At 74.0% G+C, this 24,741-nt stretch carries 27 protein-coding genes and 1 tRNA gene; 13 read left to right on the top strand and 15 right to left on the bottom strand.

Annotation, left to right across the window (positions count from 1 at the left end):
• Positions 1 to 28 precede the first annotated feature (28 nt).
• Entirely contained in the window at positions 29 to 862 is an 834-nt protein-coding gene (locus tag V1L54_RS23220) for an SDR family NAD(P)-dependent oxidoreductase (protein WP_330120043.1), read from the top strand.
• Positions 863 to 929: 67 nt separating this feature from the next.
• On the opposite strand, the gene V1L54_RS23225 is transcribed toward V1L54_RS23220, so the two are convergent.
• Positions 930 to 1,103: a hypothetical protein gene (locus tag V1L54_RS23225; protein ID WP_330120044.1), complete on the bottom strand. Its 174-nt coding sequence runs from the start codon at positions 1,101 to 1,103 to the stop codon at positions 930 to 932.
• A 225-nt stretch (positions 1,104 to 1,328) separates the two neighbouring features.
• Between V1L54_RS23225 and V1L54_RS23230 the strand changes: the two genes are divergently transcribed.
• Positions 1,329 to 2,684 carry a TrkH family potassium uptake protein gene (locus V1L54_RS23230; protein ID WP_330120045.1) on the top strand — a complete coding sequence of 452 codons (1,356 nt, stop codon included), beginning with the start codon at positions 1,329 to 1,331 and terminating at the stop codon, positions 2,682 to 2,684.
• Positions 2,677 to 3,387 carry a potassium channel family protein gene (locus V1L54_RS23235; RefSeq protein ID WP_330120046.1) on the top strand — a complete coding sequence of 237 codons (711 nt, stop codon included), beginning with the start codon at positions 2,677 to 2,679 and terminating at the stop codon, positions 3,385 to 3,387. The genes V1L54_RS23230 and V1L54_RS23235 overlap by 8 nt, the downstream gene beginning before the upstream one ends.
• Before the next feature lie 17 nt (positions 3,388 to 3,404).
• On the opposite strand, the gene V1L54_RS23240 is transcribed toward V1L54_RS23235, so the two are convergent.
• Together V1L54_RS23240 and phoU are read right to left on the bottom strand one after the other, a co-directional pair.
• Complete coding sequence (locus V1L54_RS23240; protein ID WP_330120047.1) at positions 3,405 to 4,046, bottom strand: class I SAM-dependent methyltransferase; 642 nt, start codon at positions 4,044 to 4,046, stop codon at positions 3,405 to 3,407.
• 914 nt (positions 4,047 to 4,960) lie between these two features.
• Positions 4,961 to 5,677, bottom strand: coding sequence for a phosphate signaling complex protein PhoU (gene phoU, locus V1L54_RS23245; protein ID WP_330120048.1), 717 nt, complete (start codon positions 5,675 to 5,677; stop codon positions 4,961 to 4,963).
• Positions 5,678 to 5,880: 203 nt separating this feature from the next.
• Between phoU and V1L54_RS23250 the strand changes: the two genes are divergently transcribed.
• Together V1L54_RS23250 and phoP are read left to right on the top strand one after the other, a co-directional pair.
• A complete protein-coding gene (locus tag V1L54_RS23250; protein WP_330120049.1) occupies positions 5,881 to 7,413 on the top strand; it encodes a sensor histidine kinase in 1,533 nt (510 codons plus the stop codon).
• Positions 7,414 to 7,418: 5 nt separating this feature from the next.
• The gene (phoP, locus tag V1L54_RS23255) at positions 7,419 to 8,090 is read left to right on the top strand and encodes a two-component system response regulator PhoP (protein WP_503676905.1); all 672 of its coding nucleotides are present in this window, start codon (positions 7,419 to 7,421) and stop codon (positions 8,088 to 8,090) included.
• A 142-nt stretch (positions 8,091 to 8,232) separates the two neighbouring features.
• Here the strand turns inward: phoP and V1L54_RS23260 are convergent, their stop codons facing one another.
• Positions 8,233 to 8,898: a hypothetical protein gene (locus V1L54_RS23260; RefSeq protein ID WP_330120050.1), complete on the bottom strand. Its 666-nt coding sequence runs from the start codon at positions 8,896 to 8,898 to the stop codon at positions 8,233 to 8,235.
• 571 nt (positions 8,899 to 9,469) lie between these two features.
• Here V1L54_RS23260 and V1L54_RS23265 point away from each other — a divergent pair.
• The 7 genes from V1L54_RS23265 (at position 9,470) to V1L54_RS23295 (ending at position 17,279) form a co-directional block, all read left to right on the top strand.
• Positions 9,470 to 9,952 (top strand): CarD family transcriptional regulator, encoded by a 483-nt coding sequence (locus V1L54_RS23265; protein ID WP_093658831.1) that lies wholly within the window; start codon positions 9,470 to 9,472, stop codon positions 9,950 to 9,952.
• Positions 9,953 to 10,504: 552 nt separating this feature from the next.
• Positions 10,505 to 11,278 carry a 2-C-methyl-D-erythritol 4-phosphate cytidylyltransferase gene (gene ispD, locus V1L54_RS23270; RefSeq protein WP_330120051.1) on the top strand — a complete coding sequence of 258 codons (774 nt, stop codon included), beginning with the start codon at positions 10,505 to 10,507 and terminating at the stop codon, positions 11,276 to 11,278.
• The gene (gene ispF, locus V1L54_RS23275) at positions 11,268 to 11,765 is read left to right on the top strand and encodes a 2-C-methyl-D-erythritol 2,4-cyclodiphosphate synthase (RefSeq protein WP_330120052.1); all 498 of its coding nucleotides are present in this window, start codon (positions 11,268 to 11,270) and stop codon (positions 11,763 to 11,765) included. The genes ispD and ispF overlap by 11 nt, the downstream gene beginning before the upstream one ends.
• A 526-nt stretch (positions 11,766 to 12,291) precedes the next feature.
• Positions 12,292 to 12,705, top strand: a complete 414-nt coding sequence (locus tag V1L54_RS23280) for a PPOX class F420-dependent oxidoreductase (RefSeq protein ID WP_330120053.1) — start codon at positions 12,292 to 12,294, stop codon at positions 12,703 to 12,705.
• A gap of 127 nt (positions 12,706 to 12,832) precedes the next feature.
• Positions 12,833 to 14,248 (top strand): cysteine--tRNA ligase, encoded by a 1,416-nt coding sequence (gene cysS, locus V1L54_RS23285; protein ID WP_330120054.1) that lies wholly within the window; start codon positions 12,833 to 12,835, stop codon positions 14,246 to 14,248.
• Positions 14,249 to 14,340: 92 nt separating this feature from the next.
• Entirely contained in the window at positions 14,341 to 15,297 is a 957-nt protein-coding gene (rlmB, locus tag V1L54_RS23290; protein ID WP_330120055.1) for a 23S rRNA (guanosine(2251)-2'-O)-methyltransferase RlmB, read from the top strand.
• A 107-nt stretch (positions 15,298 to 15,404) separates the two neighbouring features.
• Positions 15,405 to 17,279 carry a DoxX family protein gene (locus V1L54_RS23295; RefSeq protein WP_330120056.1) on the top strand — a complete coding sequence of 625 codons (1,875 nt, stop codon included), beginning with the start codon at positions 15,405 to 15,407 and terminating at the stop codon, positions 17,277 to 17,279.
• A 104-nt stretch (positions 17,280 to 17,383) separates the two neighbouring features.
• Here the strand turns inward: V1L54_RS23295 and V1L54_RS23300 are convergent, their stop codons facing one another.
• The 3 genes from V1L54_RS23300 to V1L54_RS23310 all read right to left on the bottom strand — a co-directional run bounded on the left by V1L54_RS23300 (position 17,384) and on the right by V1L54_RS23310 (position 20,062).
• Positions 17,384 to 18,139: a nucleotidyltransferase family protein gene (locus tag V1L54_RS23300; RefSeq protein ID WP_330120057.1), complete on the bottom strand. Its 756-nt coding sequence runs from the start codon at positions 18,137 to 18,139 to the stop codon at positions 17,384 to 17,386.
• 152 nt (positions 18,140 to 18,291) lie between these two features.
• Positions 18,292 to 18,705 carry a hypothetical protein gene (locus V1L54_RS23305; protein WP_330120058.1) on the bottom strand — a complete coding sequence of 138 codons (414 nt, stop codon included), beginning with the start codon at positions 18,703 to 18,705 and terminating at the stop codon, positions 18,292 to 18,294.
• A gap of 262 nt (positions 18,706 to 18,967) precedes the next feature.
• Positions 18,968 to 20,062: an ABC transporter ATP-binding protein gene (locus V1L54_RS23310; RefSeq protein WP_330120059.1), complete on the bottom strand. Its 1,095-nt coding sequence runs from the start codon at positions 20,060 to 20,062 to the stop codon at positions 18,968 to 18,970.
• A 240-nt stretch (positions 20,063 to 20,302) separates the two neighbouring features.
• Between V1L54_RS23310 and V1L54_RS23315 the strand changes: the two genes are divergently transcribed.
• Positions 20,303 to 20,378 (top strand) — tRNA-Thr (locus V1L54_RS23315).
• A 78-nt stretch (positions 20,379 to 20,456) separates the two neighbouring features.
• On the opposite strand, the gene V1L54_RS23320 is transcribed toward V1L54_RS23315, so the two are convergent.
• The 8 genes from V1L54_RS23320 to V1L54_RS23355 all read right to left on the bottom strand — a co-directional run bounded on the left by V1L54_RS23320 (position 20,457) and on the right by V1L54_RS23355 (position 24,726).
• Positions 20,457 to 21,608, bottom strand: a complete 1,152-nt coding sequence (locus V1L54_RS23320; RefSeq protein WP_330120060.1) for a tyrosine-type recombinase/integrase — start codon at positions 21,606 to 21,608, stop codon at positions 20,457 to 20,459.
• Positions 21,608 to 21,790 carry a helix-turn-helix domain-containing protein gene (locus V1L54_RS23325; protein WP_330120061.1) on the bottom strand — a complete coding sequence of 61 codons (183 nt, stop codon included), beginning with the start codon at positions 21,788 to 21,790 and terminating at the stop codon, positions 21,608 to 21,610. Before V1L54_RS23325 ends, V1L54_RS23320 begins: the two co-directional genes overlap by 1 nt.
• Positions 21,783 to 23,102, bottom strand: coding sequence for a replication initiator (locus tag V1L54_RS23330; protein ID WP_330120062.1), 1,320 nt, complete (start codon positions 23,100 to 23,102; stop codon positions 21,783 to 21,785). The genes V1L54_RS23325 and V1L54_RS23330 overlap by 8 nt, the downstream gene beginning before the upstream one ends.
• A 136-nt stretch (positions 23,103 to 23,238) precedes the next feature.
• A complete protein-coding gene (locus tag V1L54_RS23335) occupies positions 23,239 to 23,499 on the bottom strand; it encodes a SpdD protein (protein WP_330120063.1) in 261 nt (86 codons plus the stop codon).
• A gap of 14 nt (positions 23,500 to 23,513) precedes the next feature.
• Positions 23,514 to 23,708, bottom strand: a complete 195-nt coding sequence (locus tag V1L54_RS23340) for a hypothetical protein (protein WP_330120064.1) — start codon at positions 23,706 to 23,708, stop codon at positions 23,514 to 23,516.
• Between the two features lie 16 nt (positions 23,709 to 23,724).
• A complete protein-coding gene (locus V1L54_RS23345) occupies positions 23,725 to 23,916 on the bottom strand; it encodes a mobile element transfer protein (RefSeq protein ID WP_330120065.1) in 192 nt (63 codons plus the stop codon).
• A gap of 6 nt (positions 23,917 to 23,922) precedes the next feature.
• A complete protein-coding gene (locus tag V1L54_RS23350) occupies positions 23,923 to 24,099 on the bottom strand; it encodes a hypothetical protein (protein WP_199185704.1) in 177 nt (58 codons plus the stop codon).
• 15 nt (positions 24,100 to 24,114) lie between these two features.
• Positions 24,115 to 24,726: a DUF2637 domain-containing protein gene (locus V1L54_RS23355; RefSeq protein ID WP_330120066.1), complete on the bottom strand. Its 612-nt coding sequence runs from the start codon at positions 24,724 to 24,726 to the stop codon at positions 24,115 to 24,117.
• Positions 24,727 to 24,741 lie beyond the last annotated feature (15 nt).

Below are 24,741 nucleotides of genomic sequence, written 5' to 3' on the forward strand. Positions count from 1 at the left end.
CGCGGAGCAGTCGGAGAGAGGCGGCCCTGTGCCGAAGACCATCGTCATCACCGGAGCGAGCGACGGGATCGGTGCCGCGGCGGCCCGTCAACTGGCGCGCCGGGGACATCGGTTGGTCGTCGTCGGCCGGTCTCCGGAGAAGATCCGCGCCGTCGCGGACGAAGCGGGCGCGGACTGCTTCACCGCCGACTACGCCCGCCTGGACGAGGTGCGTGCGCTCGCCGCTGAGCTGGCCGCCAAGTACCCCCGCATCGACGTACTGGCGAACAACGCGGGAGCGATCCTCGGCGACCGCGGTGTCACGGCCGACGGGTTCGAGGAGACGTTCCAGGTCGACTACCTCGCTCCGTTCCTGCTGACCAACCTGCTCATCGACCCCCTGCTCGCCGGCGGGGCGTCGGTGATCCAGACCGCCAGCAACGCCGCCCGGCTCTCCGCGCGCCTGGACCTGGACGATCTCGACAACTCCCGCCGGTACTCACCGGTGCGCGCCTACGGCAACGCCAAGCTCGCACTCGTCCTGTTCACCCGGGAACTCCACCGCAGGTACCACGACCGGGGACTGTCCGCGGTGGCCTTCCACCCCGGCGGGGTCTCCTCGAACTTCGCCAGGAGCAGCCGGAGCCCGGTCGGCACCCTGTTCCGGACACCCGTGCCGCGCCTGTTCTTCCAGTCGCCGGACAAGGGCGCGCGGCACCTGCTGCGGCTGGCCACCTCGGAGCCGGGCCGGGACTGGGAATCCGGCGCCTACTACGAGAAGGGGAAGGCGCGCACCGTCAAGGCCCCGCCCATGGCCGTTCAACTGTGGGACCGCAGCGCGCGGTTGACCGGCCTGGAACCGGAGCAGGCCGCCCGGGGGTGACGGCGGCGGGGAAGGCGCGCCGGCGCGGCCGGGACCGTGCTCCCCGCGCCCCGCGCCCCGTGTGCCGTCAGGGCCGGTAGATCATCTCCAGCGATCCCGCGGCGATCAGGACCCACGCACCGGTCACGAAGAGCCAGATCAGGTCGAGCAGGAAACCCGCGGCGATCAGCGCCGCGGAGACGGCCAGCAGAGCGAGGACGACCCGCCGGACGCCGCGGTCCGGGCGGAAGAGGTCCCTCATCCGGACGCACCGCCCCCCGGTGCGTCCGGCCGGTGGTCCGTACTCGGCGGCCCGGCGTGGGCGCCGGGCCGGGGACGGCCCTCCGTCCTGCCCACGGTGGCGGGGGAGCGGGTCATACGCGGAACTGTACGCGCGGCGCCGGGCCGGGGGCGAGGTGCGCCGCCGGGGTGGTTATCGTCATCCGGTGCATACGATCGTGTGCCGCACTCCTGAGGGAGCGGGGCTGTGGTAGCCCGCTCGGGGTGGCGGCGTCTGCGGTTCCGCCATCCGGCGCAGGTGGTCGTCACGGGGTTCGCAGTGGCGATAGTGGTCGGCAGCCTGCTGCTGATGCTGCCCGGCGCCCGTACCGACCCCGGGGGCGCCGAGGTCCTCCAGGCGGTGTTCACCGCCACCTCCGCGGTGTGCGTGACCGGTCTGACGGTGGTGGACACCCAGACCTACTGGACCGGCCTCGGACAGGCCGTGATCCTCGCCCTGATCCAGGTCGGCGGCTTCGGGATCATGACCTTCGCCTCCCTCCTCGGAGTGCTGATCTCCCGCCGGATGGGGCTGCGCGCGAGGCTGACCGCCGCGGCGGAGACCAAGACCCTGGGGCTGGGCGAGGTCCGCGCGGTGGTGGCCGGGGTGGTGAAGGTCAGCCTGCTGCTGGAGGCGGTCACCGCCCTGGCGCTGACCCTGCGCTTCGGCCTCGGCTACGACGAGCCCTGGCCGCGGGCGGTGTGGCTGGGCGTCTTCCACGCCGTCTCGGCGTTCAACAACGCCGGGTTCGCCCTCTACACCGACAACCTGATGGGCTTCGCCACCGACCCGTGGATCTGCCTGCCCATCGCCTTCGCGGTGATCGCCGGCGGGCTGGGCTTCCCGGTGCTCTTCGAGCTGCGCCGCCGGCTGCTACGGCCGCGCCGCTGGTCGCTGCACACCAAGATCGTGCTGTGGACCAGCGGGATCTTCCTGTCCGGCGGCACGGTGTTCATCACCGCGATCGAGTGGTCCAACCCGGCCACGCTGGGGCCGATGGACGTGCCGGGCAAGCTGCTCGCCGGGTTCTTCCAGGGCGGCGCGATGCCGCGCACCGCGGGTTTCAACAGCCTCGACATCGGTCAGATGAACCCCGCGAGCTGGCTGGGCATGGATGTGCTGATGTTCGTCGGCGGGGCCAGTGCCGGTACCGCCGGCGGCATCAAGGTCACCACCTTCGCCGTGCTGCTGTTCGTCATCTACGCGGAGGTGCGCGGTGAGGGCGCGGTGAACATCTTCAACCGCCGGCTGCACGGCGACGTCCAGCGGCAGGCGCTGACCGTGGTCCTGCTGGCGGTGGCGGCCGTGGTCGGCTCCACGGTCGTCTTCATGGTCTTCACCGACATCAACCTCGACCGGTCCCTGTTCGAGGTCACCTCCGCCTTCGCCACCGTGGGGCTGACCACCGGCATCACCGGCGACCTGCCAGCACCGGAGCAGATCCTGCTGGTCGTGCTGATGTTCCTCGGCAGGCTCGGTCCCATCACGGTGGCCTCCGCGCTCGCCCTGCGCCAGCGCGTCCGCATGTACGACCTTCCCGAGGAGCGACCCGTCATTGGCTAAGAACCCGTCACTGGCCCGCGGCCGCGGTGCCAGGGCCCGCCGCCGCATCGCCCGCGACGACTCGGTCGTCGTCATCGGCCTGGGACGTTTCGGCCGGGCCCTGGCCCTGGAGCTGGTCGACGAGGACACCGAGGTCCTGGGCATCGACGAGAACGAGGAGACCGTCCAGTCCCTGTCCGGCTCACTCACCCATGTGGTGCGCGCCGACTCCACCAAGGAGGAGGTCCTGCGCCAGCTCGGCGTCCACGAGTTCGACCGCGCCGTGGTCGCCATCGGCAGCGATCTGGAGGCCAGCATCCTGACCGCCTCCCTGCTGGTCTCCTTCGGCATCCGGCAGGTGTGGGCGAAGGCCATCAGCGAGGCCCAGGGCCGTATCCTCACCCAGCTCGGCGTCCACCACGTGGTCTACCCGGAGCACGACATGGGGCAGCGCGTCGCCCACCTGGTGCGGGGCCGCATGCTCGACTACATCGAGTTCGAGGACGACTTCGCCATGGTCAAGACCAGTCCGCCGGCCGACATCGTCGGTCTGCGGCTGGGTGACAGCGGGGTGCGCACCCGGCACGGCGTCACCGTCGTCGCGGTCAAACGTCCCGGTGAGGGCTTCACCTACGCCACCGCCGACACCGTCGTGGCGGAGGGCGACACCATCATCGTCGCCGGGCGCACCCGCCAGACGGAGCGTTTCAGCGAACTCACCTGACGCCCGCGCGCGGGGGCTCAGCCGCCGGCGGGGGGCGTCCGGTGGCCGGGGAGGCGGGCGTGCACCAGGAGGGTGCCCGCGCCGCCGGGGACGGGGGACGGGAGGACGCGGGCGTCGATGTCGATGAAGCCGCCGCGTCCGAGCAGGTCGGCCCACCGGCCGGGGCCGTACGCACCCGGCCGGTGCCCGTCGGCCGGTTCGGGCCGGGAGAGCGCGAGGGTCCCGCCCGGGGTGAGGCGCCGGGCGGCCAGCGGGACCAGCTCCTCCGGGTCGGTGCGCCGGACCGCGCCCAGGGCGGAGTAGACGGCGTCGTACGTCGTCACCGCCCGGGTGAGGTGGTCGCGGGCCTCGGCCCGCACGAAGAGCACCCCCGGGGTGCCGCCCCACCGCCGGCGGGCGCGGGCGATCCGGTCGGCACAGGAGTCCAGGGCCGTCACCTCCACGCCGGCACGGGCCAGGTACGCGGCCCGGTCGCCCCCGGCGCAGCCGAGTTCCAGGGCGGTGCGCGGGCCGCCCAGGAGTTCCGCGCCCGGCCCGTGGCCGGGGTGCCCGGTCCAGGTGAAGCCGGGGGCTCCGGGCGCGCACTGCCCGCCCTCCTCCCGGCGCGGCGCACGGACGGTGTCCCGGTGCCCGGGCGGGCTGGTCGACGTGCGCGGCATGGGTCTCCTCCGGAGGTGTGCGGCAGGGCTGGACACCGTAGTGGGAGACAGCGCCCGCCATGGGTGAAATCGCTGCTTTTCACCCGTGTGGGGCTGGAGGGGGGCGGTGCCGGCGGTGCCGTGCCCGGCTCCGGGCCAAGGGGGAGCCCACGGGGGGAGTTCGTACGCGCGGCGCTCCGCCCGCGCGTACGGCGGGAGGTGTGGGAGGTGCGGCGGGGAGCGGGGGGTGTCAGCGGTAACCCCGGTGCGTCGGCCGTGTGCCCGCCGGGGGCGCGGGCGAGGAGGCGACGCGTCCTCCGCCCTCGTCCGCTCCTCGCCCCGCGGAGCGGTCCTCGGCGACGGGGCCGGACCGGGCCTTCGGGCGATGGGGAGGCGGGCGGCGCGATCCGGCCATGTCCATGCCTTCTCGGAGCCTTCTCGGAGCCCGGGAGGCCGTGGGGCTCCCGGGCGGCGCGGCGAACAGCCGGGGGACGGCTCCGGAGGGGGCGCGGGGCTCCCCCGGAGCGCCGCGGCGCACGGGCGGCCCGGCCGGCCCGGCCGGGTCGCCGAGCCGCCCGCAAGGCGGCGGGTCAGCGGCAGCTGCCGCCGCACTGGCAGCTGCCGCCGGACTGGCAGCCGCACGAGCAGCCCGAGCCGCAGCCGCACGCCCCCGGCAGGGGCGCCGAGGGCCGCCCGGCCGCGTACCCGGTCGTCGTGGACGGGATCGGGAAGTCCGCCATGAGTGCCTCCTCCGTCATCGCGCCGACGGGGTGCCGGCGCGCCTCCGCCACCCATTGGCGGCCCGCCCCGGCGGGCGCGTCAACGGCGTGCGGGGGCATGTCCCGCGTGCCCGCCGGGGCGGGCGTACGGCGGCCGGGAACGGCGGCGCCGTGCCCCCGCCGCGCCCGCCGTACGCGCGGGCGCTCCCGGAGCGCTCAGGCGTTCTCGGGCTGGACGCCCTCCGCGACGCCTTCCGCGACGCCCTCCGCGGCGGCGGCCGGATCGACCTCGTCCGCGTAGTCGCCGGTGACCAGGTAGACGATCCGGCGGGCGACCGAGACCGCGTGGTCGGCGAAGCGCTCGTAGTAGCGGCCGAGCAGGGTGACGTCCACGGCCGTCTCGATGCCGTGCTTCCAGCGGTCGTCCATCAGGTGCTGGAAGAGGGTGCGGTGCAGCAGGTCTATCGCGTCGTCGTCCTGCTCCAGCTGCAGCGCCAGGTCGACGTCCTTGGTGATCAGGATCTCGGCGGTCTTGGCCATCAGGCGCTGCGCGAGCTGGCCCATCTCCAGGATGGTCGCGTGCAGGTCGCGCGGCACCGCCGAGTCCGGGTAGCGCAGCCGGGCCACCTTGGCGACGTGCTGGGCCAGGTCGCCGGAGCGCTCCAGGTCGGCGCTCATCCGCAGCGAGGTGACCACTATCCGCAGGTCGGTGGCGACCGGCTGCTGCCGGGCCAGCAGGTTGATCGCCTTGGTCTCCAGTTCGCGCTGGAGCGTGTCCACCTTCTCGTCGGCGGCGATCACGTTCTCGGCGAGCTGGAGGTCCGCGTCCAGCATCGCCGTGGTGGCGCGGCCGATGGCGGAGCCGACGAGCCGGGCCATCTCGACCAGGCTGTCACCGATCGAGTCCAGCTCCTCGTGGTACGCGTCCCGCATGACTGTCCTTCCCCTCGCATGGTGTTCCGGGGGGAGAGCCCCCCGCTCTCTCCCCTACGCTCCCACGGTCTGGCCGAAACGCGTCCGCTTCCGTCCACCCAGGTGAATCAGCACCGACACCGACGTGAACTCTCGGAGACGAGTGTTCGAGTGGGGGTCCGAACGGCTGTGGAGGGCTTCCGGGGCCCGCTTAATCTGGACACATGGACGTGAACGCGGCGGTCGCCGCAGTGGCAGCGATCGTCGGGGTGTGCACCGGCGTGATCGCCGTACTCGCGTTCCGCTGGAGCGAGCGGGAGCAGACCCGTCCCACGCGCACCTCCCTGCACAACGAGGCCGTCCTGCCGCCCGGCGTGGACACCGTGCTGTCGGTGCTGCGCTCCTCGGCCGTGGTGCTCGACGAGTCCGACGCCGTGGTCAAGGCGAGCTCGGCGGCCTACGCCCTCGGGCTGGTGCGCGGCGGGAGGCTGACGGTGGAGCCGATGCTCCAGATGGCCCGCGCCACCCGCCGCGACGGCGAGATCCGCCAGACCGACCTGGACGTGCCGCGGCGCGGCACCGGCCGCGGCGAGGCGCTGGCCGTCTCCGCGCGGGTCGCGCCGCTCGGCTCCCGGCTGGTGCTGCTGCTGGTGGAGGACATGACCGAGGCCCGGCGCATCGAGGCGGTGCGCCGCGACTTCGTGGCGAACGTCAGCCACGAGCTGAAGACCCCGGTCGGCGCGCTGTCGCTGCTGTCGGAGACGGTCATGGACGCCGCCGACGACCCCGAGGCGGTGCAGCGCTTCGCCGGGCGCATGCAGAAGGAGGCGACCCGGCTCACCAACCTCGTCCAGGAGCTGATCGACCTCTCCCGGGTGCAGAACGACAACCCGCTGGAGGACTCCGAGCCGGTACGGGTGGACGAGCTGGTGGCCGAGGCCATCGACCGCTGCCGCCAGCCGGCGGGCGCCAAGCAGATCACCATGGCCACCGGCGGCACCGCCGGCCTGCACGTGTGGGGCAACCGCGGCCAGCTCGCGGCGGCGCTCGGCAACCTCGTCGAGAACGCCGTCAACTACTCGCCCTCCCGCACCCGGGTGGGCATCTCCGGCCGCCGGGTGGCCGCACCCGGCGGGGACATGATCGAGATCGCGGTGACCGACCAGGGCATCGGGATCTCCGACAGGGACAAGGACCGGATCTTCGAGCGGTTCTACCGCGTCGATCCGGCCCGCTCCCGGGCCACCGGCGGCACCGGCCTGGGGCTGGCCATCGTCAAGCACGTGGCCGCCTCGCACGGCGGGGAGGTCACCGTGTGGAGCGCGGAGGGGCAGGGCTCCACCTTCACCCTGCGGCTGCCGGAGGCCGGGAGCGCGCGGGAGCGCGCCGAGGCCCGGCGACGCGAGCGGGAGCGGGTGGGCGGCGCGCTGCGCGAGCCGTCCGACGTGGACGACCTCGACGACCTCGACGACCTCGACGGCCTCGACGGCCTCGACGACATCGACGAACCCGTGGACGCCAGGGCCGCCGAGAACCCCGGCGGCCCCGGCCGCAGGGGCCTCCCGCACCCGGGCGGCCCGGACGACTCCGCCGGCGGACCCGGTGGAACCGACGAACCGGGCGGTCCGGGCACCGCGCGGCCGTACGGCACCGGCCGTGCGTCCGCCACGGTCCGCGACCGCCCCCGAGACGACACTCGAACCCCCCATGAGTCCGACAACCACCATTCCGCACCCGCCCCGGAGGTCCTCCCGTGACCCGAGTGCTCGTCGTCGAGGACGAGGAATCGTTCAGCGACGCACTGTCGTACATGCTGCGCAAGGAAGGTTTCGAGGTGGCCGTCGCGGCCACGGGCCCGGACGGCCTGGAGGAGTTCGAGCGCAACGGCGCCGATCTGGTGCTGCTGGACCTGATGCTGCCGGGGCTGCCCGGCACCGAGGTCTGCCGGCAGCTCCGCGGCCGTTCGAACGTCCCGGTCATCATGGTGACCGCCAAGGACAGTGAGATCGACAAGGTCGTCGGTCTGGAGATAGGAGCCGACGACTACGTCACCAAGCCGTTCTCCTCGCGGGAGCTGGTGGCCCGCATCCGGGCCGTGCTGCGGCGGCGCGGCGAGCCGGAGGAGGCCGCCCCGGCGGCGCTGGAGGCCGGACCGGTTCGGATGGACGTGGACCGGCACGTGGTGACGGTCGGCGGCACCAAGATCGACCTGCCGCTGAAGGAGTTCGACCTGCTGGAGATGCTGCTGCGCAATGCCGGGCGGGTGCTCACCCGGATGCAGCTCATAGACCGGGTCTGGGGCGCGGACTACGTCGGCGACACCAAGACGCTTGACGTGCACGTCAAGCGGCTGCGCGCCAAGATCGAGCCGGACCCGGGCGCGCCGCGCTACCTGGTGACGGTGCGGGGGCTGGGCTACAAGTTCGAGCCGTGACGGTACCGGCCGTGACAGGGCCCCGGGCCGCTGTCCGGTGAGTGAGTGGCATGCCGGTGGGGCCGCCCCGAACGGGGCGGCCCCACCGGCATGCCACTCGTCCGGGTGACCGGCGGCCGCGGTCGCCGCCGGTCACCGGCCGTCAGTCGTTCTGCTCCTCCTGGGAGTTGCCGATCTCGCCCTGGGTGCCGTCGTCCCCGCTGTCGTTCGCGCCCTCGTCCTGGCCGTCGGGGTCGTCCTCCTCCTGGCCGGGCTCGGCGGTGGACCCGTCGCCCGGCTCCTGGGTCTCCTCCGGAGCGGCGCCGGGACCGTAGCCCTCCCAGGGGCCGGTCGCCGGGACCACGGTGGCGCGCAGCTCCACCCGGCCGGTCGACCCGAACTCGAAGACGAGCGACTGGGCGTCGCCCTGCCGGATGCCCGCCTGCTCGACGTCCTCGACGATCGCGGTGGCGTTGTCCTCGCCGCCGAGTGCCAGGGAGCCGCCGGCCGGGACGGTCAGCTCCCCGCCCTCGGCCGGGGTCAGCTCCACGGCCGTGTCGGAGCCGCCGATGGTGATGGACTCCAGCGTCTCGTCCTCGGTGCCGCCGTTGAAGATGCGGGCGGTGACGGCCGCGCGGCCGGACTCGCCGTCCTCCGAGGTGACGATGTTCACGTTCTGGAGCTTGAGGTCCTCGACGGTGGCCGAGGCGTTGTCGGGCCTGATGGTCAGGCTCTGGGCGTTCGGCCCGGCTCCGCAGGCGGTCAGGGTCGCGATCGAGAGCGCGAGGGCGGTGGCGGCGAGGGCGCCGCGTCGAAGGCTGCTGCTCACGGCGGCGGCTACTCCTACTGGCGGTGAGTGGTTCTGTGGGCGAGCCTCAGCGTACCGACCCCCGCGGGCGTTCCCGCAGCCGGGCCGCCCCCGGCGGGGGCGGCCAGGGGTGCCGGGGGCCCGCTCACGGCGGCGGAGCGGCGGTGTCCGGTACCTCGCGGAATATCGCGGCGGGCCGGTGCGGACGATTACGCGCATTCCCCGGAAGCCCGCCGGGAAGGGCTCCGGAAGATCCGGCGGAAGGCCTCGCGGAGGTTCGCCGGAAAACGACCCCCGGGTGTGCGCCCCGGCTGGGCTGATCAATTGGACGGGGTCCGTTCGGCCGCCCGAGACAATCCGGCAAAACGGACGTACGGGCGTTTCGGCAGGCCTCCCGTGGGGCGGCGACGCACCCGATTCCTCCCGCGCGCGGATCCCCTCCCACCTGCGAATTCGCGCTTCCGGAACCCCCTCGCAGCACGATCCGGTCGCTGTTGTCAAGCCCCGAGATGCGCCCTGACCTGCGAAAACGCCATTCAGAAGAGAGCGTTCTCGTGTTACTCTGGATAGCCACGGAAGGGGTACCTGTCACATGACGTTCAAGGTTGGCGACACCGTGGTCTATCCCCATCACGGGGCCGCGCTGATCGAGGCCATCGAAACTCGTCAGATCAAAGGCGTGGACAAGACCTACTTGGTTCTGAAGGTCGCGCAGGGCGACCTGGAGGTGCGCGTACCGGCGGAAAACGCGGAGCTCGTCGGTGTGCGTGACGTGGTTGGCCAGGACGGCCTCGACCGGGTCTTCGAGGTGCTCCGAGCGCCTTACGCCGAGGAGCCGACCAACTGGTCCCGGCGTTACAAGGCGAACCTGGAGAAGCTCGCGTCCGGCGATGTGATCAAGGTTGCCGAAGTCGTGCGCGACCTGTGGCGCCGCGAGCGCGAGCGCGGGCTCTCCGCGGGTGAGAAGCGGATGCTCGCCAAGGCCCGCCAGATCCTGGTGAGCGAACTGGCTCTCGCGGAGAACACCAACGAGGACAAGGCGGAGACGCTGCTCGACGAGGTCCTGGCCTCCTGACCGATCCGGCGGCCTCCTGATCCGGCCGGCCCGGCCCGCCGAACCGCGGGGCCCCGACAGGAGCCGGCTCTCCGGAGCTCCTCCGGGACCCGGTCCGTGATCCGGCGCGCGGGACCGGACGGACGCGGCGGGCGTACGGCCGCCCCCGCGGCGGTACGCAGGTGACCAGCCGGCCCGGCGGGTACGTACACCGCCCGACGTGCCGCGAAGCGAACGTGAACCGTGAACACCGTGAAGAATGCCGCGGTGCCCGGGTGAGGACGTGCGGTCCACCACCGGGCGCTGCGGCATCTCCGGGTGAGGAAACCGGCGGCCGAGGAACTCCGCACGGCCGCGGGCCTTCGCGGCCGGACCGTGAAGTCACCTCGAATGCCCCCGTGCCGAGGGCTCGCGGCCACTTCCAGGCCGTCCCGGCCTGCTTCGGTGCTGAGGTGCCGGGCCCGGGCGGCTGCACGAACGGTCGTCACGGAAGGGGCCGATCGGGACGTCGCGCCCGGCACGCTGAATGCCATACCCAACCGCGCCGAGGACACAAACCTGAACGTGCAAGCAATGCCAGACAATCCGATGTCCGCCACCGGCCGCACCGCCGTGGTCGTCCCCGCCGCCGGCCGCGGCGTACGGCTCGGCCACGGCGCCCCCAAGGCGCTGCGGCCCCTCGGCGGCACCCCGATGCTCGTCCACGCCGTCCGGGCGGTGGCCCGTGCCCGGACCGTCTCCCAGGTGGTCGTCGTCGCCCCGCCGGACGGTGCCGCGGCCGTCCGCACCCTGCTGGACGAGCACCCGCTGCCCGGTTCCGCGGACTCCACCGACGTGACGGTCGTTCCCGGCGGTGCCAACCGGCAGGAGTCGGTCGCCCTGGGGCTGGCCGTACTGGCCGACGGCATCGACGTGGTCCTCGTCCACGACGCGGCCCGGCCGCTGGTCCCCGTGGAGACCGTGGAGGCGGTGGCCGCCGCCGTACGCGCCGGGGCGCCCGCCGTCGTACCGGCGCTGCCCGTCGCGGACACCGTCAAGCGGATCGCGCCCGGGGTGGCGCCCGGGGAGCCCGAGCCGGTGACGGACACCCCCGAACGCTCCCTGCTGCGCGCCGTGCAGACCCCGCAGGGCTTCGACCGTGCGGTGCTCCTCAAGGCGCACGAGCGCGCCGCGGGGGCTCCGGAGGAGGGCGAGGGCGCCACCGACGACGCCGGGCTGGTCGAGCGGCTGGGCGTGCCCGTGGTGCTGGTGCCCGGCCACGAGGAGGCGTTCAAGGTGACCCGCCCGCTGGACCTCGTGCTCGCCGAGGCCGTACTCGCCCGCCGGAGGGCCACCGATGGCTACTGATCCCCCGCCGCCCCTGCCCCTGGTCGGGATCGGCACGGATGTGCACGCCTTCGAGAAGGGCCGCGAACTGTGGTGCGCGGGACTGCGCTGGGAGGGCGAGGAGTACGGCCTGGCCGGGCACTCCGACGGCGACGTCGCCGCGCACGCCGCCTGCGACGCGCTGTTCTCCGCCGCCGGCCTGGGCGATCTCGGCGCCCACTTCGGCACCGGCCGCCCCGAGTGGTCCGGCGCCTCGGGCGTGACCCTGCTCACCGAGGCGGCCCGGATCGTACGGGACGCGGGGTACGGGATCGGCAACGTGGCGATCCAGGTCATCGGCGTACGACCCAAGATCGGCAGGCGGCGCGAGGAGGCGCGGGCGGCGCTCTCGGCGGCGGTCGGCGCGCCCGTGTCCGTCTCCGGGACGACCACCGACGGGCTGGGTCTGACCGGCCGCGGCGAGGGGCTGGCGGCCGTGGCGACGGCACTGGTCGTCCGCCGCGGGTAGTGCCGCGCGAGCCGGGGTCCGCCCCGCTCGCCGCCCCGGCCCTCCCCTGGCCTCCGGCCGGGAGGTACCCCGTGCCGCGCCGGGCGGAAGCCCGGGCAGGGCCGGTCGCCTGCGGCTTCCGGGGGGCGAGCGCGTCCCCTCGGCCCGGGGGGCCTGGGGATGCCCCACCCCTCGGCCCGGGGGGCCTGGGGATGCCCCACCCCTCGGCCCGGGGGGCCTGGGGATGCCCCACCCCTCGGCCCGGGGGGCCTGGGGATGCCCCACCCCTCGGCTCCGGGGGCCTGGGGATGCCCCACCCCTCGGCCCGGGGGGCCTGGGGAGGTACTCGGGCCGGGCCGGGCCGTCGGCCGGCACCGCCGGATCACCCCGGGGCCGGGAGCCGCTGGGCCGTGCGGCGTATCCGGCGGGCGTGGCGGCTCCGCCGCCGCAGACGGGACGGGGAGGGTGGGAGCCGGGTCCCCGAGGCACCCGTGGGGGGCCGGCAGGGACCGGATTCAGCCGCCCCCGAAGGGAAAGGGACGTTCCCGTGGCAGCCGTACTGTCGGACAACCTCAAGCAGCTCCTCGACAAGCCCGTCTTCGTCAGCGTCGCCACCGTCCAGCCCGACGGCCGGCCGCAGGTCTCGCCGGTGTGGGCCAAGCGGGACGGCGACGCCGTGCTGATCTGCACCACCGTGGACCGGCGCAAGACCAGGAACATCGAGCGCGACCCGCGCGTCTCGGTCGTCGTCCAGGACCCGGACTCGCCGTACGAGTACGCCGAGATCCGCGGCGCCGCCACCCTGACCACCGAGGGCGGGCAGGAGCTGATCGACGAGCTGTCGGTGAAGTACACCGGCAAGCGGTACGCCGACTTCAACCCGGCCGCGGGCCGGGACGCCGAGCGCGTCGTCGTCCGCGTCACCCCCGAGCGGGTCACCGGCATGGGCGGCCTCGTCTGAGCGCTCGCCGTCCGGGCACCCGCCGTCCGGGCACCCGCCCCCGCCCCGCCGGGGAGCGGCCGGGGCGGCCGGAAAGCACGGGCCGTCCGGCACCGGACGGCCCGCTTTTCCGACTACCCTTTGACGCGTGACTCTTCGCCTGTACGACACCAGCGCCCGGCAGATCCGCGACTTCACCCCGCTCACGCCGGGCCGCGTCTCGATCTACCTGTGCGGCGCGACCGTGCAGGCGCCCCCGCACATCGGGCACATCCGGTCGGGGCTGAACTTCGACATCATGCGCCGCTGGTTCGAGTACCGCGGCTACGAGGTGACGTTCGTCCGCAACGTCACGGACATCGACGACAAGATCATCGCCAAGTCCGCCGAGCAGGACCGCCCCTGGTGGGCGATCGGCTACGCCAACGAGCGCGCCTTCGGCGACGCCTACACCGTCCTCGGCTGCCTGCCGCCCACCTACGAGCCGCGCGCCACCGGCCACGTCCCCGAGATGGTCGGGATGATGCGCGCCCTCATCGACCGCGGCCACGCCTACGCCGCCGACGGCAACGTCTACTTCGACGTGCGCTCCTTCCCCGGCTACCTCGCGCTGTCCAACCAGGACCTCGCGGACCTGCGGCAGCCCGCCGGCGAGGGCGAGACCGGCAAGCGGGACCCGCGCGACTTCGCGCTGTGGAAGGCCGTCAAGCCCGGCGAGCCCAGCTGGGAGACGCCCTGGGGGCCCGGCCGCCCCGGCTGGCACCTGGAGTGCTCGGCGATGGCCCACAAGTACCTGGGCGGCGCCTTCGACATCCACGGCGGCGGCGTCGACCTGGTCTTCCCGCACCACGAGAACGAGATCGCCCAGTCGAAGGCGTACGGCGACGAGTTCGCCTCCTACTGGCTGCACAACGCCTGGGTGACCATGAGCGGCGAGAAGATGAGCAAGTCGCTGGGCAACTCGGTGCTCGTCTCCGAGATGGTCAGGCGCTGGCGCCCCGTGGTGCTCCGTTACTACCTGGGCACCCCGCACTACCGGTCGATGATCGAGTACAGCGAGGACGCCCTGCGCGAGGCCGAGGCCGCGTACGGCCGGATCGAGGGCTTCGTGCAGCGCGCCGTCGAGCGGGCCGGGTCCGTGGAGCCCGCGGCCGAGGTGCCCGGGGAGTTCGCGGCGGCGATGGACGACGACTTCGGCGTCCCGCAGGCGCTCGCCGTCGTCCACACCACCGTCCGGCAGGGCAACGCCGCCCTCGCCGAGGACGACAAGGACGCGGTGGCCGCCGCGCTGGCCGCCGTACGGGCGATGCTGGGCGTGCTCGGCCTCGACCCGCTCGACGAGCGGTGGGCCGGCGGCACCGGCGACGGCCGCGGCGAGGAGCTGACCGAGGTCGTGGACTCCCTGGTCGGCCTGGTCCTGGAGCAGCGCCAGGCGGCCCGGGCCCGCAAGGACTACGCCACCGCCGACGCCATCCGCGACCGGCTCCAGCGGGCGGGCCTGGTCATCGAGGACACCCCGGCCGGACCGCGCTGGGAACTGGGCCCGCGGGACACCGCCCGCTGAGCCGTCCCGCGCCGAGCCGTCCCGCACGGTGCTCCGCGCCCCGCCCCGACCCCACCGACAGCAAGAACAGCAAGCAGAGATGAGTGATCCCGATGGCCGGGAACAGCCAGCGCCCTAACCGGCGCACGTCCAACAAGAAGGGCGCGCAGGTCGGCAGCGGCGGCAAGCGGCGCCGCGGCCTGGAGGGCAGGGGCCCCACCCCGCCCGCCGAGATGCGCAAGGGCCACGCCAAGAACCGCGTCGCCAACGCCCGGGCCCGGCAGGCCGCCCGCCGCCCCGCCGCCCGGCGCGGCGGCGGGAAGGGCACCTCGGAGCTGGTCGTCGGCCGCAACCCGGTGGTCGAGGCGCTGCGCGAGGGCGTACCGGCGAACACGCTGTACGTGCAGCAGTTCATCGACAACGACGAGCGCGTCCGCGAGGCGCTCCAGCTCGCCTCCGACCGCGGCGGCATCCATCTGATGGAGGCCCCGCGCCCCGAGCTGGACCGCATGACCAACGGGCTCAACCACCAGGGCCTGGTCCTGCAGATCCCGCCCTACGAGTACGCCCACCCCGAGGACCTGGCGGCCGCCGCGTACGACGAGGGCGAGGACCCGCTGATCGTCGCCCTCGACGGCGTCACCGACCCGCGCAACCTGGGCGCGGTGGTCCGCTCCGTCGCCGCCTTCGGGGGGCACGGGGTGGTCGTCCCCGAGCGCCGCGCGGCCGGGATGACCGCCGGGGCCTGGAAGACCTCCGCCGGCACCGCCGCCCGCACCCCGGTCGCCCGGGCCACGAACCTCACCCGCGCCCTGGAGGCGTACCGGAAGGCGGGGCTGATGGTGGTCGGCCTGGCGGCCGAGGGCGAGGTCGAACTGCAGGACGCGGCCGCGCTGGACGGGCCGCTGGTGCTCGTGGTCGGCAGCGAGGGCAAGGGGCTGTCGCGGCTGGTCGGCGAGACCTGCGACCTGCTGGTGCGCATCCCGATGCCGGGCGGCGCGGAGTCCCTCAACGCCGGTGTCGCCGCGGGCGTCGCGCTCTACGAGGCCGCCCGCCGGCGCCGCCCGTAGTCCGGCGCGGCGCCCGGACACCCGCCGGGCGCCGCGGGCGGCCTTGACTGGCCCCCGACAGATCGGGGCGGCCGAGGCAGTGTCCTCAGCGCGCGTCACTCGGTTAGATGAGCGTGGACACCAGAACACACCGCGAACCGGGTCCCTCGGGCAGCTCCTCCGGGGGCCCGCCCGGGAAGGCTCCCGGGCGGGCCCCCGGAGGGAAGCAGCGCGGTTTCCTCGAGGACGAGCCGGTGCTGACCATGGTCAGGGTGCCGAGCGACCCCGCCCAGGTCACCGTCAACCACGCCAGTTTCCGGGTGGAGTTCGCCTCGCCGCCGCCGTACGGCCGGCTGGTGACGACCGGCGCCGGTGAGCTGACCGGACTGGCCGGGGTGCGCGGCGCCACCCGGGTCAGGCGCGCGACGGCCGGACGTCCGGCCCGGCGGCGCGCCCCCGTGGTGTGGAGCGGCCGGACCGAGCCCGGCGACGTACGGACCGCCCGGCTCCTCCAGGCGCTCCGCCGCGCGGACGGCGGGACGGACGGCAGGACCGACGGCGGGCACCGTCCGGGCACCACCGCCACCCGGACGCTGCCGCGGGTGCCGGCGCAGCCGGGCCCCGCCCCGCAGGGCGGGCCGTCCGCCACCGCCGTCACCCAGGCTCTCCCCGTCGTCCCCGCCGCTCCCGCCGTCGTGCCGCCCCAAGGTGCCCGGCCCCGGCCGCCCGGGCGCCCGCTGCTCGACGGGCTGCGGCCGGCCGAGGGCGCGTACGACGTCCCGGAGGGCGAGCCGCCGTACCGCCTCTACCGGGACGACCCGTACGACCCGTACGAGACACACGTTCCCCACGGCCCGGACCATCCGGCCGCCGGGGACGGCACGGAACCGGCGGCCGGCACCGACGGCGCGGACGGTGCGGACGCGCACCGCCGCGGCCCCGCCCGGCACGGCTACCAGCCCGGCCGCCGTACGAACCTCGGCGCCGTCCTGCTGCCGCTGCGGATCCTCCTCGGCCTGATCTGCGTCCAGGACGGCATCGGCAGGCTGTGCGATCCCCGCCACCTCGCCGCCGGCGGACCCGGTTCGCTGGCCGACTGGCTGCGCGCCATGCGGCCGTGGGCGGTGGCCGAGCCGCTGCACGGGCTGGTGCTCGCCCACCCCGTCGGCGCCGGGCTGACCGCCGCCTTCCTCCAGATCGTCGTCGGCGTCCTGACCCTCCTGGGCCTGTGGCAGCGGGCGGCGGCCGGCTGCGGGGTGCTGCTGTCGGTCGCCGCGCTCGCGGTGGCGGGCTGGCGCGCGGCCCCGGTGTACGAGGCCGCCGACCTCCTCCGGCTCGCCGCCTGGAGCCCGCTGGTCATCGCGGGCGCGCCGTACTACTCGCTGGACTCGCGGCTGGCGGGGGATGCCTGGCGGAAGCTCGGCCCGCGGGTGGAGCCGGGGGAGCTGCGGCGGCGCGTGCTGCGCCGCGGCGCGGTCGTCGCGACGGTCGTGCTCGGTCTGACGCTGCTGATCGGCTCGGTGCTGGGCAGCGCGGTGCGCTCCGCGCGGGTCGTCACGGTGCCCGAGCCCGGCGGCCCGCTGACCAACAACCAGCCGGGCTCGCCGCTGCCCCGGGACCCCGGCGGGCACCCGGGCCCGTCCGGTCCGGGGCGGGAGTCCCGGCTGCCGGGCGGCGGCCCGGCGGGGTCGGCGCCGCCGAGTCCGTCCGGCCCGGGGTCGAGGAGCACGGAGCCGGGCGGTACGGACGGCACGGACGGCGCCGGGGACACCGGGCGGCGGACCGGCACGCCCGGCCGGGAGCGGTCCGGGGAGGCGACGCGGCAGTGGCCCGAGCCGCCGCCGGCCGTGTCCGAACCGCAGCCCCGGATGGACCGGGGCGCCACGGGCGGCAGCGCCGAGGCCGTCACGGGCGGTGGCACCGGGGGCGGCGGGGAGCAGCCGCAGGACGACGGCCACGAACCGGAGGCCGAACCGGGTGCGCTGGGCGGCCTGCTGGGCTGACGCCCGGGCGGCGGCGGCCCGACGGCGCCGCGACGCGGCCCGTACGCGCCCGGCGCTGGCCCCGGCGCGGACCGGCGCCGGGCCACCGCCGTCCCCCGCGATCCCTACGGCCGCGCCGCCTGGGAGCGTTCCCGGTCCGCGAGCTCCCGGGCCGCCTCGCTGAGGTCCTTGGCGGTGTCGATGGCCCGCCAGTACGCGCCGTGCGGGATCTGGAAGCCCGCCAGCGCGCGTTCGCGCGCCAGCCGGGGGAAGGTGGTCCGCTCGTGGTCGCCGCGGTCCGGCAGCAGCGCGGTGAAGGCCGCGGAGAAGACGTAGATGCCCGCGTTGATCAGATAGGGCGAGGGCGGCGCCTCGATGAAGTCCAGGACGTGCCCGAACTCGTCGGTCTCCACGGCCCCCCAGGGAATGCGCGGCCGGGCCAGCGCGAGGGTGGCGGTGGCGTCGCGCTCGGCGTGGAACTCGGCCATCTCGCGCAGCGAGAAACGCGTCCAGATGTCGCCGTTGGTGGCGTACCACGGCTCGTCGGGGCGGGGGAGCGAGGCGGCGGCGTACTTCAGCCCGCCGCCGCGGCCCAGCGGCTCGGACTCCACGACGGTCCGCACCCGCAGCGGCAGCTCGGCCTTCACCAGCCACTCCTCGAGCACCTCGGCGAGGTGCCCGCAGGAGACCACCGCGTCGGTGACGCCCTCGGCGGCCAGCCAGGCGAGCTGGTGGCCGATGATCGGCGTCCCCGTACCCGGGATCTCGACCATCGGCTTGGGCCGGTCGTCGGTGTACGGGCGCAGCCGTGATCCCTGGCCGCCGGCCAGGACCACGGCCTGGGTCGGGTGGATGTGAGCGAGCTGGGCGTCGAGAGTCATGCCGTGACGATATGCGCAGCCGCCACCGCACCCGCCCGGTACCCGCCACTTGTGCGGGGGTGCCCGGCCGGGCACCCCCGCACAAGTGGCGGGTAACAGGGGGAGGAAGAGGGGGAGCGAAGGGGAACGCCGGGAACCGGCGGTGCTGCCGGTCAGCGGCTCCCGGCGATCCCCGCGGCGAAGGAGGTGTCGCACACCGGCCGGGAGAACTCGTGGGCACGCCGTGCGGAGCCGTACTTCTCCACCGCGGCCCGGCCCAGGGCCCGGGCGAGGGCGGCGCAGTGCCCCGCCAGCGACGGGTCCCGGTCGATCTCCGCCTGGAGGCTCGTCAGCGCGGCACCCGGGTCCTCGCGCCGGAGCTCGTCGACGAGCCTCTCCCGGAGCACCTCGTGCCGGGCCCGGGGCGGCCCGCCGGGTGCGGCACGTTCGGCGGAGGCGGTGAGCACCCCGGCCCCGGCGGAGGACGCCCAGGGGACGGCGGTGACGGCGAGCGTCCCGGACAGGACCAGGACGACCGGGAGGACGAGGGCGAGAGTTCTGCCGATACGGCGCGCTACCTGATTCACTGCTGGAGTCTTCCTCGCGAAGGACGGACACGGGTCCCCGGTCGGGGAGTCCGGCCGGCGGAACGACCGGTTCCGGGGCCGTTGCGATGGTAGCGAGGAGTGGGCATCCGGCGACATTCCGTCACCCCGCGGGGTGACGGAACACCTGTGCCGGGGGTGGTGCGGACAGCGGCAGGGGCCCGCACCCCCGCGTCACGCGGGTGTACGGGCCCCTGCCGGTGCTGCTGCTCCGCGGCGCCCGCCGGTGCGGGCGCCGCCGGGCTCAGTCGACCAGGCGCTCACCGGTGGAGGTGGAGAAGACGTGGCTCTCGTCGGCGTGCGGCACCACGTGGATCGTCGCGCCCTTCTCCGGGATCTCGCGGGCGCCGACGCGGACGATCAGGTCCTTCGCCTCGCCGTCGACCTGGGCGGTGCCGTAGACGTAACCGTCGGCGCCGAGCTCCTCGACGACGTTGACGGTGACGGCCAGACCGGCGTTCGGGTCGCTGGTGACGTCCAGGTGCTCGGGGCGGATGCCCACGGTGACGGTCTTGTCGCCCTTGCTGACGGCACCGGCCAGCGCGTCGCGCTCGATCGGCACCACGCTGCCGCCGAACTTCACACCGCCGTCGGTGATCGGCACCTCGACCAGGTTCATCGCCGGGGAGCCGATGAAGCCCGCGACGAAGAGGTTGGCCGGCTTGTCGTACATACGGCGCGGCGCGTCGATCTGCTGCAGCAGGCCGTCCTTGAGCACGGCCACCCGGTCACCCATGGTCATGGCCTCGGTCTGGTCGTGGGTGACGTAGACCGTGGTGATGCCCAGCCGGCGCTGGAGGCCGGCGATCTGCGTACGGGTCTGGACACGGAGCTTGGCGTCCAGGTTCGACAGCGGCTCGTCCATGAGGAACACCTGCGGCTCACGGACGATCGCGCGGCCCATCGCCACACGCTGCCGCTGACCGCCGGAGAGCGCCTTGGGCTTGCGGTCCAGGTACGGCACCAGGTCCAGGATCTTGGCGGCGTCCTCGACCTTGGCGCGGATCTGGTCCTTGGGCACGCCCGCGATCTTGAGGGCGAAGCCCATGTTCTGGGCGACGCTCATGTGCGGGTACAGCGCGTAGTTCTGGAACACCATCGCGATGTCCCGGTCCTTCGGCGGCAGGTGGGTGACGTCACGGTCACCGATGCGGATGGCGCCGCCGTTCACGTCCTCCAGGCCCGCGAGCATGCGCAGCGAGGTGGACTTGCCGCAGCCGGAGGGGCCGACGAGGACGAGGAACTCGCCGTCCTCGATCTGGATGTCGAGCTGGTCGACGGCGGGCTTCTCGGAACCCGGGTAGATCCGGGTCGCCTTGTCGTAGGTGACCGTAGCCATGTGTCTGGTGTCTCCTTCACCGGCAGGAACGTGCCGGACGATCCGAGTAAAGGTCGTGTTCCACAGGTGTGAACCTGTTCGAACGTGCGCTGACGGTAACCCGCCGGAGGGCCCGCTGTCAGCATCTCCAGGACACATCCCCGTCACTTTTCCCGTCCCCCTCCGCTCCCGCGACCGTCCCGGAAACCCCCGCGGACCGGCGCCGGGATGCGGGTAGACTGCCTGTGCGCGACAGCGCACGCCGCCTTAGCTCAGCTGGTAGAGCGCCGCTCTTGTAAAGCGAAGGTCGTCGGTTCGAACCCGACAGGCGGCTCCACGCCCGAACAGGGAAGAAGCCCCGGATCATGATCGGTCCGGGGCTTCTGACATCCACGGGTGACATCCACGAGGGCGGTCACCCGCGATCGAGGCGGCGCCTGAGCAGCCGGTCCATGTGGCTGATCGCCTCCCGCTGCGTGTCCTGCGCCACGTGCGTGTAGACATCCATGGTGATGCTGATCTGGCTGTGCCCGAGGATCTCCATCACCACGCGGGGAGCCACCCCGGCCGCGGCGAGCAGCGTCGCGCAGCCGTGCCGGGCGTCGTGCAGCCGGATGCGCCGCAGGCCGGCCGAGTCCGCGATCCGGAAGAAGGACCGGTTGATGTTCTGCGGGTCGATCGGACGGCCGTTGCGGGTGCGGAACACCCACGAGGACGGCGACAGCTCCTCGCCCTTCCGCCGGGCCGCCTCACGCTGCCGCATCCGGTGCCAGCGCAGCGCCGCCAGGCAGATCAGGGGGAGGGGTACCGGCCGGACCCGGCCGGTCTTGGTGGTGTCCTCGTACAGCTCGCCGCCGACGCGCTGAACCTGCTTGCCGACCCGCAGGACGCGGCCCTCCAGGTCCACGTCCGACCAGCGCAGCCCCAGGATCTCCCCGCGCCGCAGACCCATGGCCACGGCCAGGACGAAGGCCGCGTACAGCGGATCGCGCCGCGCCGCCTCCAGGAAGGTCAGAGTCTCGTCGAGCGTCCACGGCGACGACTCCCGGCTGACCACCTTCGGCGGCTCGACGAGGCTCGCCACGTTGCGCGTCACCAGCTCCTCACGGCAGGCCGAGGTGAGCGCAGTCCGCAGCACCCGGTGAGCCTCCTTGGCGGTGGCCGGAGACGCCTTGCGGGACACCTCGGCGACGAAGGTCCGCACGTGGCGCGGGCTCAGCGTCTCCAGCCGCTTGGAGCCGAGCAGTGGCACGAGGTAGAGCCGGACGTGCATCGCGTACTTGCTGTACGTCGTCCGCTTCCGGTTCGGCTTGATGACGTTCTCCAGCCAGTACGGCAGCCACTCGGCGAGCTTCGCCGACCGGGTCGGCACGGGGATGCCGGAATCGACCTTGGCCAGCAGCTCACGGCGCTTGGTGTCGCACTCGGCCCACGTCTTGCCGTACGCGAACTTCCGGGCGCGGGTGCCGTCCGGCTGGAGGACGTAGACCGCCGCGTGATAGCGGCCGTCTTTCCGCTTGGTGATGGTGCCCGCGCCGTTGGGGTTGCGCTTGCGCTGTCCGGCCATCACGCGGCCTCCGCCAGTCGGTGAGAGATGAACTCCCGCACCGCCGATGCGGGGATGCGCCGGGACCGGTCGATCGTGACCGAGGGCAGGCGCCGGGAGCGGATCAGGTCGTAGACCTTGGACCGGCCGAGCCGGAGCCGCGCCATCACCTCCGGCACGGTCAGCAGTTCCTCGTCAGGCATGGGCGGTCTCTCCTTCCGTGCTGGTGGTGTCGGGGGTGAGAGCGTCGGTCAGCCATTGCTCGCCCGAGGTGAGGCCGGTACCGGCGAAGGCCCAGTGCGCGAGGACGAGCGTGGTTTCCGCCGGTTCGGTGGCAGGGTCTTCACCGCGTGCGAGGGCGGCTTGGAGGCGCTGCCACTCGGCGCGCGCCTGCCGGAGGGTGCCGAGGGTGGTGGAGTAGCGGCGGGTCTTGGTGGAGAAGTGGCCGCGGAAGCCGAGCATGTGCGCCCAGGCCCGCAGCCGCAGGTGTTCCAGGTCCTTGCGCGCGCCGAGGGTCCAGGCGGTGCGGATCATGCGCCGGGCGTGGTCGGACAGGTCGAGTCCGGCCAGCTCGGCGAGGAACTTCAACGGCCGGTCCAGGGTGCCGGTCGCGGTTTCGGCGCCCTTGGTGGCGTACTTGGCGATGTACGCGGCAACGGCCCGGTCGGTCAGCTCGGCGCCGCCGTCGAAGTCGGCCGAGCGGATCGGCCGCACGTCGAGCTGGCGGCCGAAGGCGAAGGTGTGCGCCCGTCCGTCGAGGGTCGGGCCGGTGATCCGGGCGGTGGACGCGGCGGCGCGGATGGCGTCGGTCAGCAGCTCGGCACTGGCCCAGGGCGGGGGAGGGGAGTCGCCGCCGTCCGGGCCGTCGAGGCGGATCACGGCGTGGAAGTGGACCGCGCCGCGCCTCTGGTACTCGGCGACCTTGGCGAAGGACACCCGCGCGTACTGCCGGAAGGCCCGTTGGGTGAGTCCGGCCCGCTTGGCGACCTCCCGACGCAGGTAGATCGAGAAGCGCCGCCAGATGGCCCCGGCGTGCGCGTTCCACAGCACGGCCGCTTCGTAGTCGTACCGCTCCGGATCTAGCGGCGTGCCGAGGGCCGGGTCGTCGGCCGGGTGGCGGGTGCCGCAGCGGCAGCGGCCGGAGTCGGGGCGGTTGTGGACCGGTCCGAAGCTGGGCGCGGTGAAGGTGGCGAAGACGCGCGGGTGCGCGGCGACCTGCTCGGGGGTGCCCTTGCCGCCGCGCAGTCCGGCGGTGATGAGCTGGTAGGTGTCGCGGCGGTAGGTCTCGGCGCAGGTGGCGCACCGGGTGGTGCGGCGGTTGTTGCAGCGCACCAGCAGGTGACCGGCCGGAAGGTCGGTGGAGTCCAGCCGGTGCAGTTCGGGGCCGATCTCGCCGGTCGTGGTGTCCAGGGCGTGCTCGACGCGGTAGCCGGACAGCCGGATCGGGCGCGCGCAGCCGCCGAGGCCGGAGAGCTGCCGGACCAGGCCGGGCAGGGTGCCCCAGGCGGCCAACATGCCGAGTTCTTTCGGCGGTAGTGAGGTCGTGCGGGGGATGATGGGCTTTCTCCTTCTCTGGCGTGAGTTGGGGAGGGGGCGAGGCCGGTCGGGGCGGCGGGATGCTTGGCGGTATCGAGCCGCCCCGACCGGCTGTTCAGCGGTGGTGCTGCGTGGTGAGCAGGGAGCGCAGGACCACCGCGGCGACGGTCACCGATATGGCGGTGACGGCGACGGCGGCCAGGAGCGCGGTCAGCACCACGCCGCCGACGAGCACGGTGGCCACCGCGCCGGTCGTGGCCGCAGGCAGCATCGGGCGCCGGGCGGGGGCGGGGTGGCAGGAGCAGTCCGGCGGCTGGCTCTGCTCGGCGGCGGCCGGGAGGTGCGGTGTGGTGGGGAGCTGTGGGCGCAGGAACACGGCGGGTTCTCCTCTCACTTGTTGGTGCCGTTGACGACCTCAACCCCGGTGCGCGTGCCGGTGTCGATGGCGGGGGCGAGGAAGGTGTCAGCGAGGTAGAAGCCGAAGAGGGCGATCACCACGACGACCCACAGGCGGATGCCGAGGAACTTGATCGCGGCCCAGGCGATGACGCCCAGGACGAGGACCAGGGGCAGGGAGACGGTCACGGCAGGTGGGTTCCTTTCAGCGGACGGGGCAGCGGTGGGTGCGGGCGGCCAGCTCGGCGGCGGCGCGGCTGTCGTAGTCGGCGCAGAAGCCGCAGCGCGGGGCGGTGCAGGCGGCGGTGTGCTTCTCGCGGCCCCGGCCGTCGTAGGCGGTGCCGACCTGCACGGGGCCGAGGCGGACGAGGTGGCGGAAGCGGCGGTGCGCGGGCATGGGTGGTCAGTCCTCTCCGGTGAAGTCGTCGGCGTGGTCGATGAGCCACTGTTCGATCTCGGGGTGTTCGTCTGCGGTGGCCCGCTGGAACGCGCCTTCGGCGACGGTCATGGCTTCGTCGAGGCGGTTTCTGCGGGTGAGTTCGGCGGAGCACTCCAGGGCGAGGCGGATGACCGGGCGCAAGGGTCCTCCTTCTTGTCAGGCGAGTTGGGCGGCGATCTGGTCGGCCAGGGCGGGCGGGACGCCGAGGCGGGCGCGCAGGGTGTCGGCGTCGATGGGCGAGCCGGTACGGGCGCGGTGGGCGTCGGCGACCTTCCGGGCGTGCTCGACCAGCGCGGCCGGGACAGCGGGAGCCGCCGGGAGCTCCGGCGCAGCAGGCCGGACCGGTTCCGGCTCAGGCTCGGCAGCCGCGGGCGGTTCGGGCGTGGCCTCACTCGGTGCCGGAGCGTGTGGCGAGTGCGCCAGGAGGGTTCCGCCGAGGAAGGCGACGGCCGGCCAACCGGCGACGAGGATGCGCAGCCAGTCGGGTACGTCGTCCAGGTCGAGGAGTCCGGCGGTGGCGACGTTCGCGCCGAGCGAGGCAACCAGGGCGATGATGAACCAGCACCACCCGGCCGCCGTCCCGGTGCCGGAGCGCAGGCGCCGCCAGGCCGCGACCATCAGCAGGTCGACGCTGATCGGGTAGGCCCAGGCTTTCCACCCGTGCTGTCCGGCTGCTTCGGCCAGGTCGTGCAGGTGCGCGAAGGACAGCGCACCGGCGATGACGGCCTGAATCAGCACGGCGTCGACCCGGGTCAGGTAGCGGCGCATCCTTGGCACCTCCTT

Source organism: Streptomyces rubellus (genome assembly GCF_036323805.1).
Classification (GTDB): Bacteria; Actinomycetota; Actinomycetes; order Streptomycetales; family Streptomycetaceae; genus Streptomyces.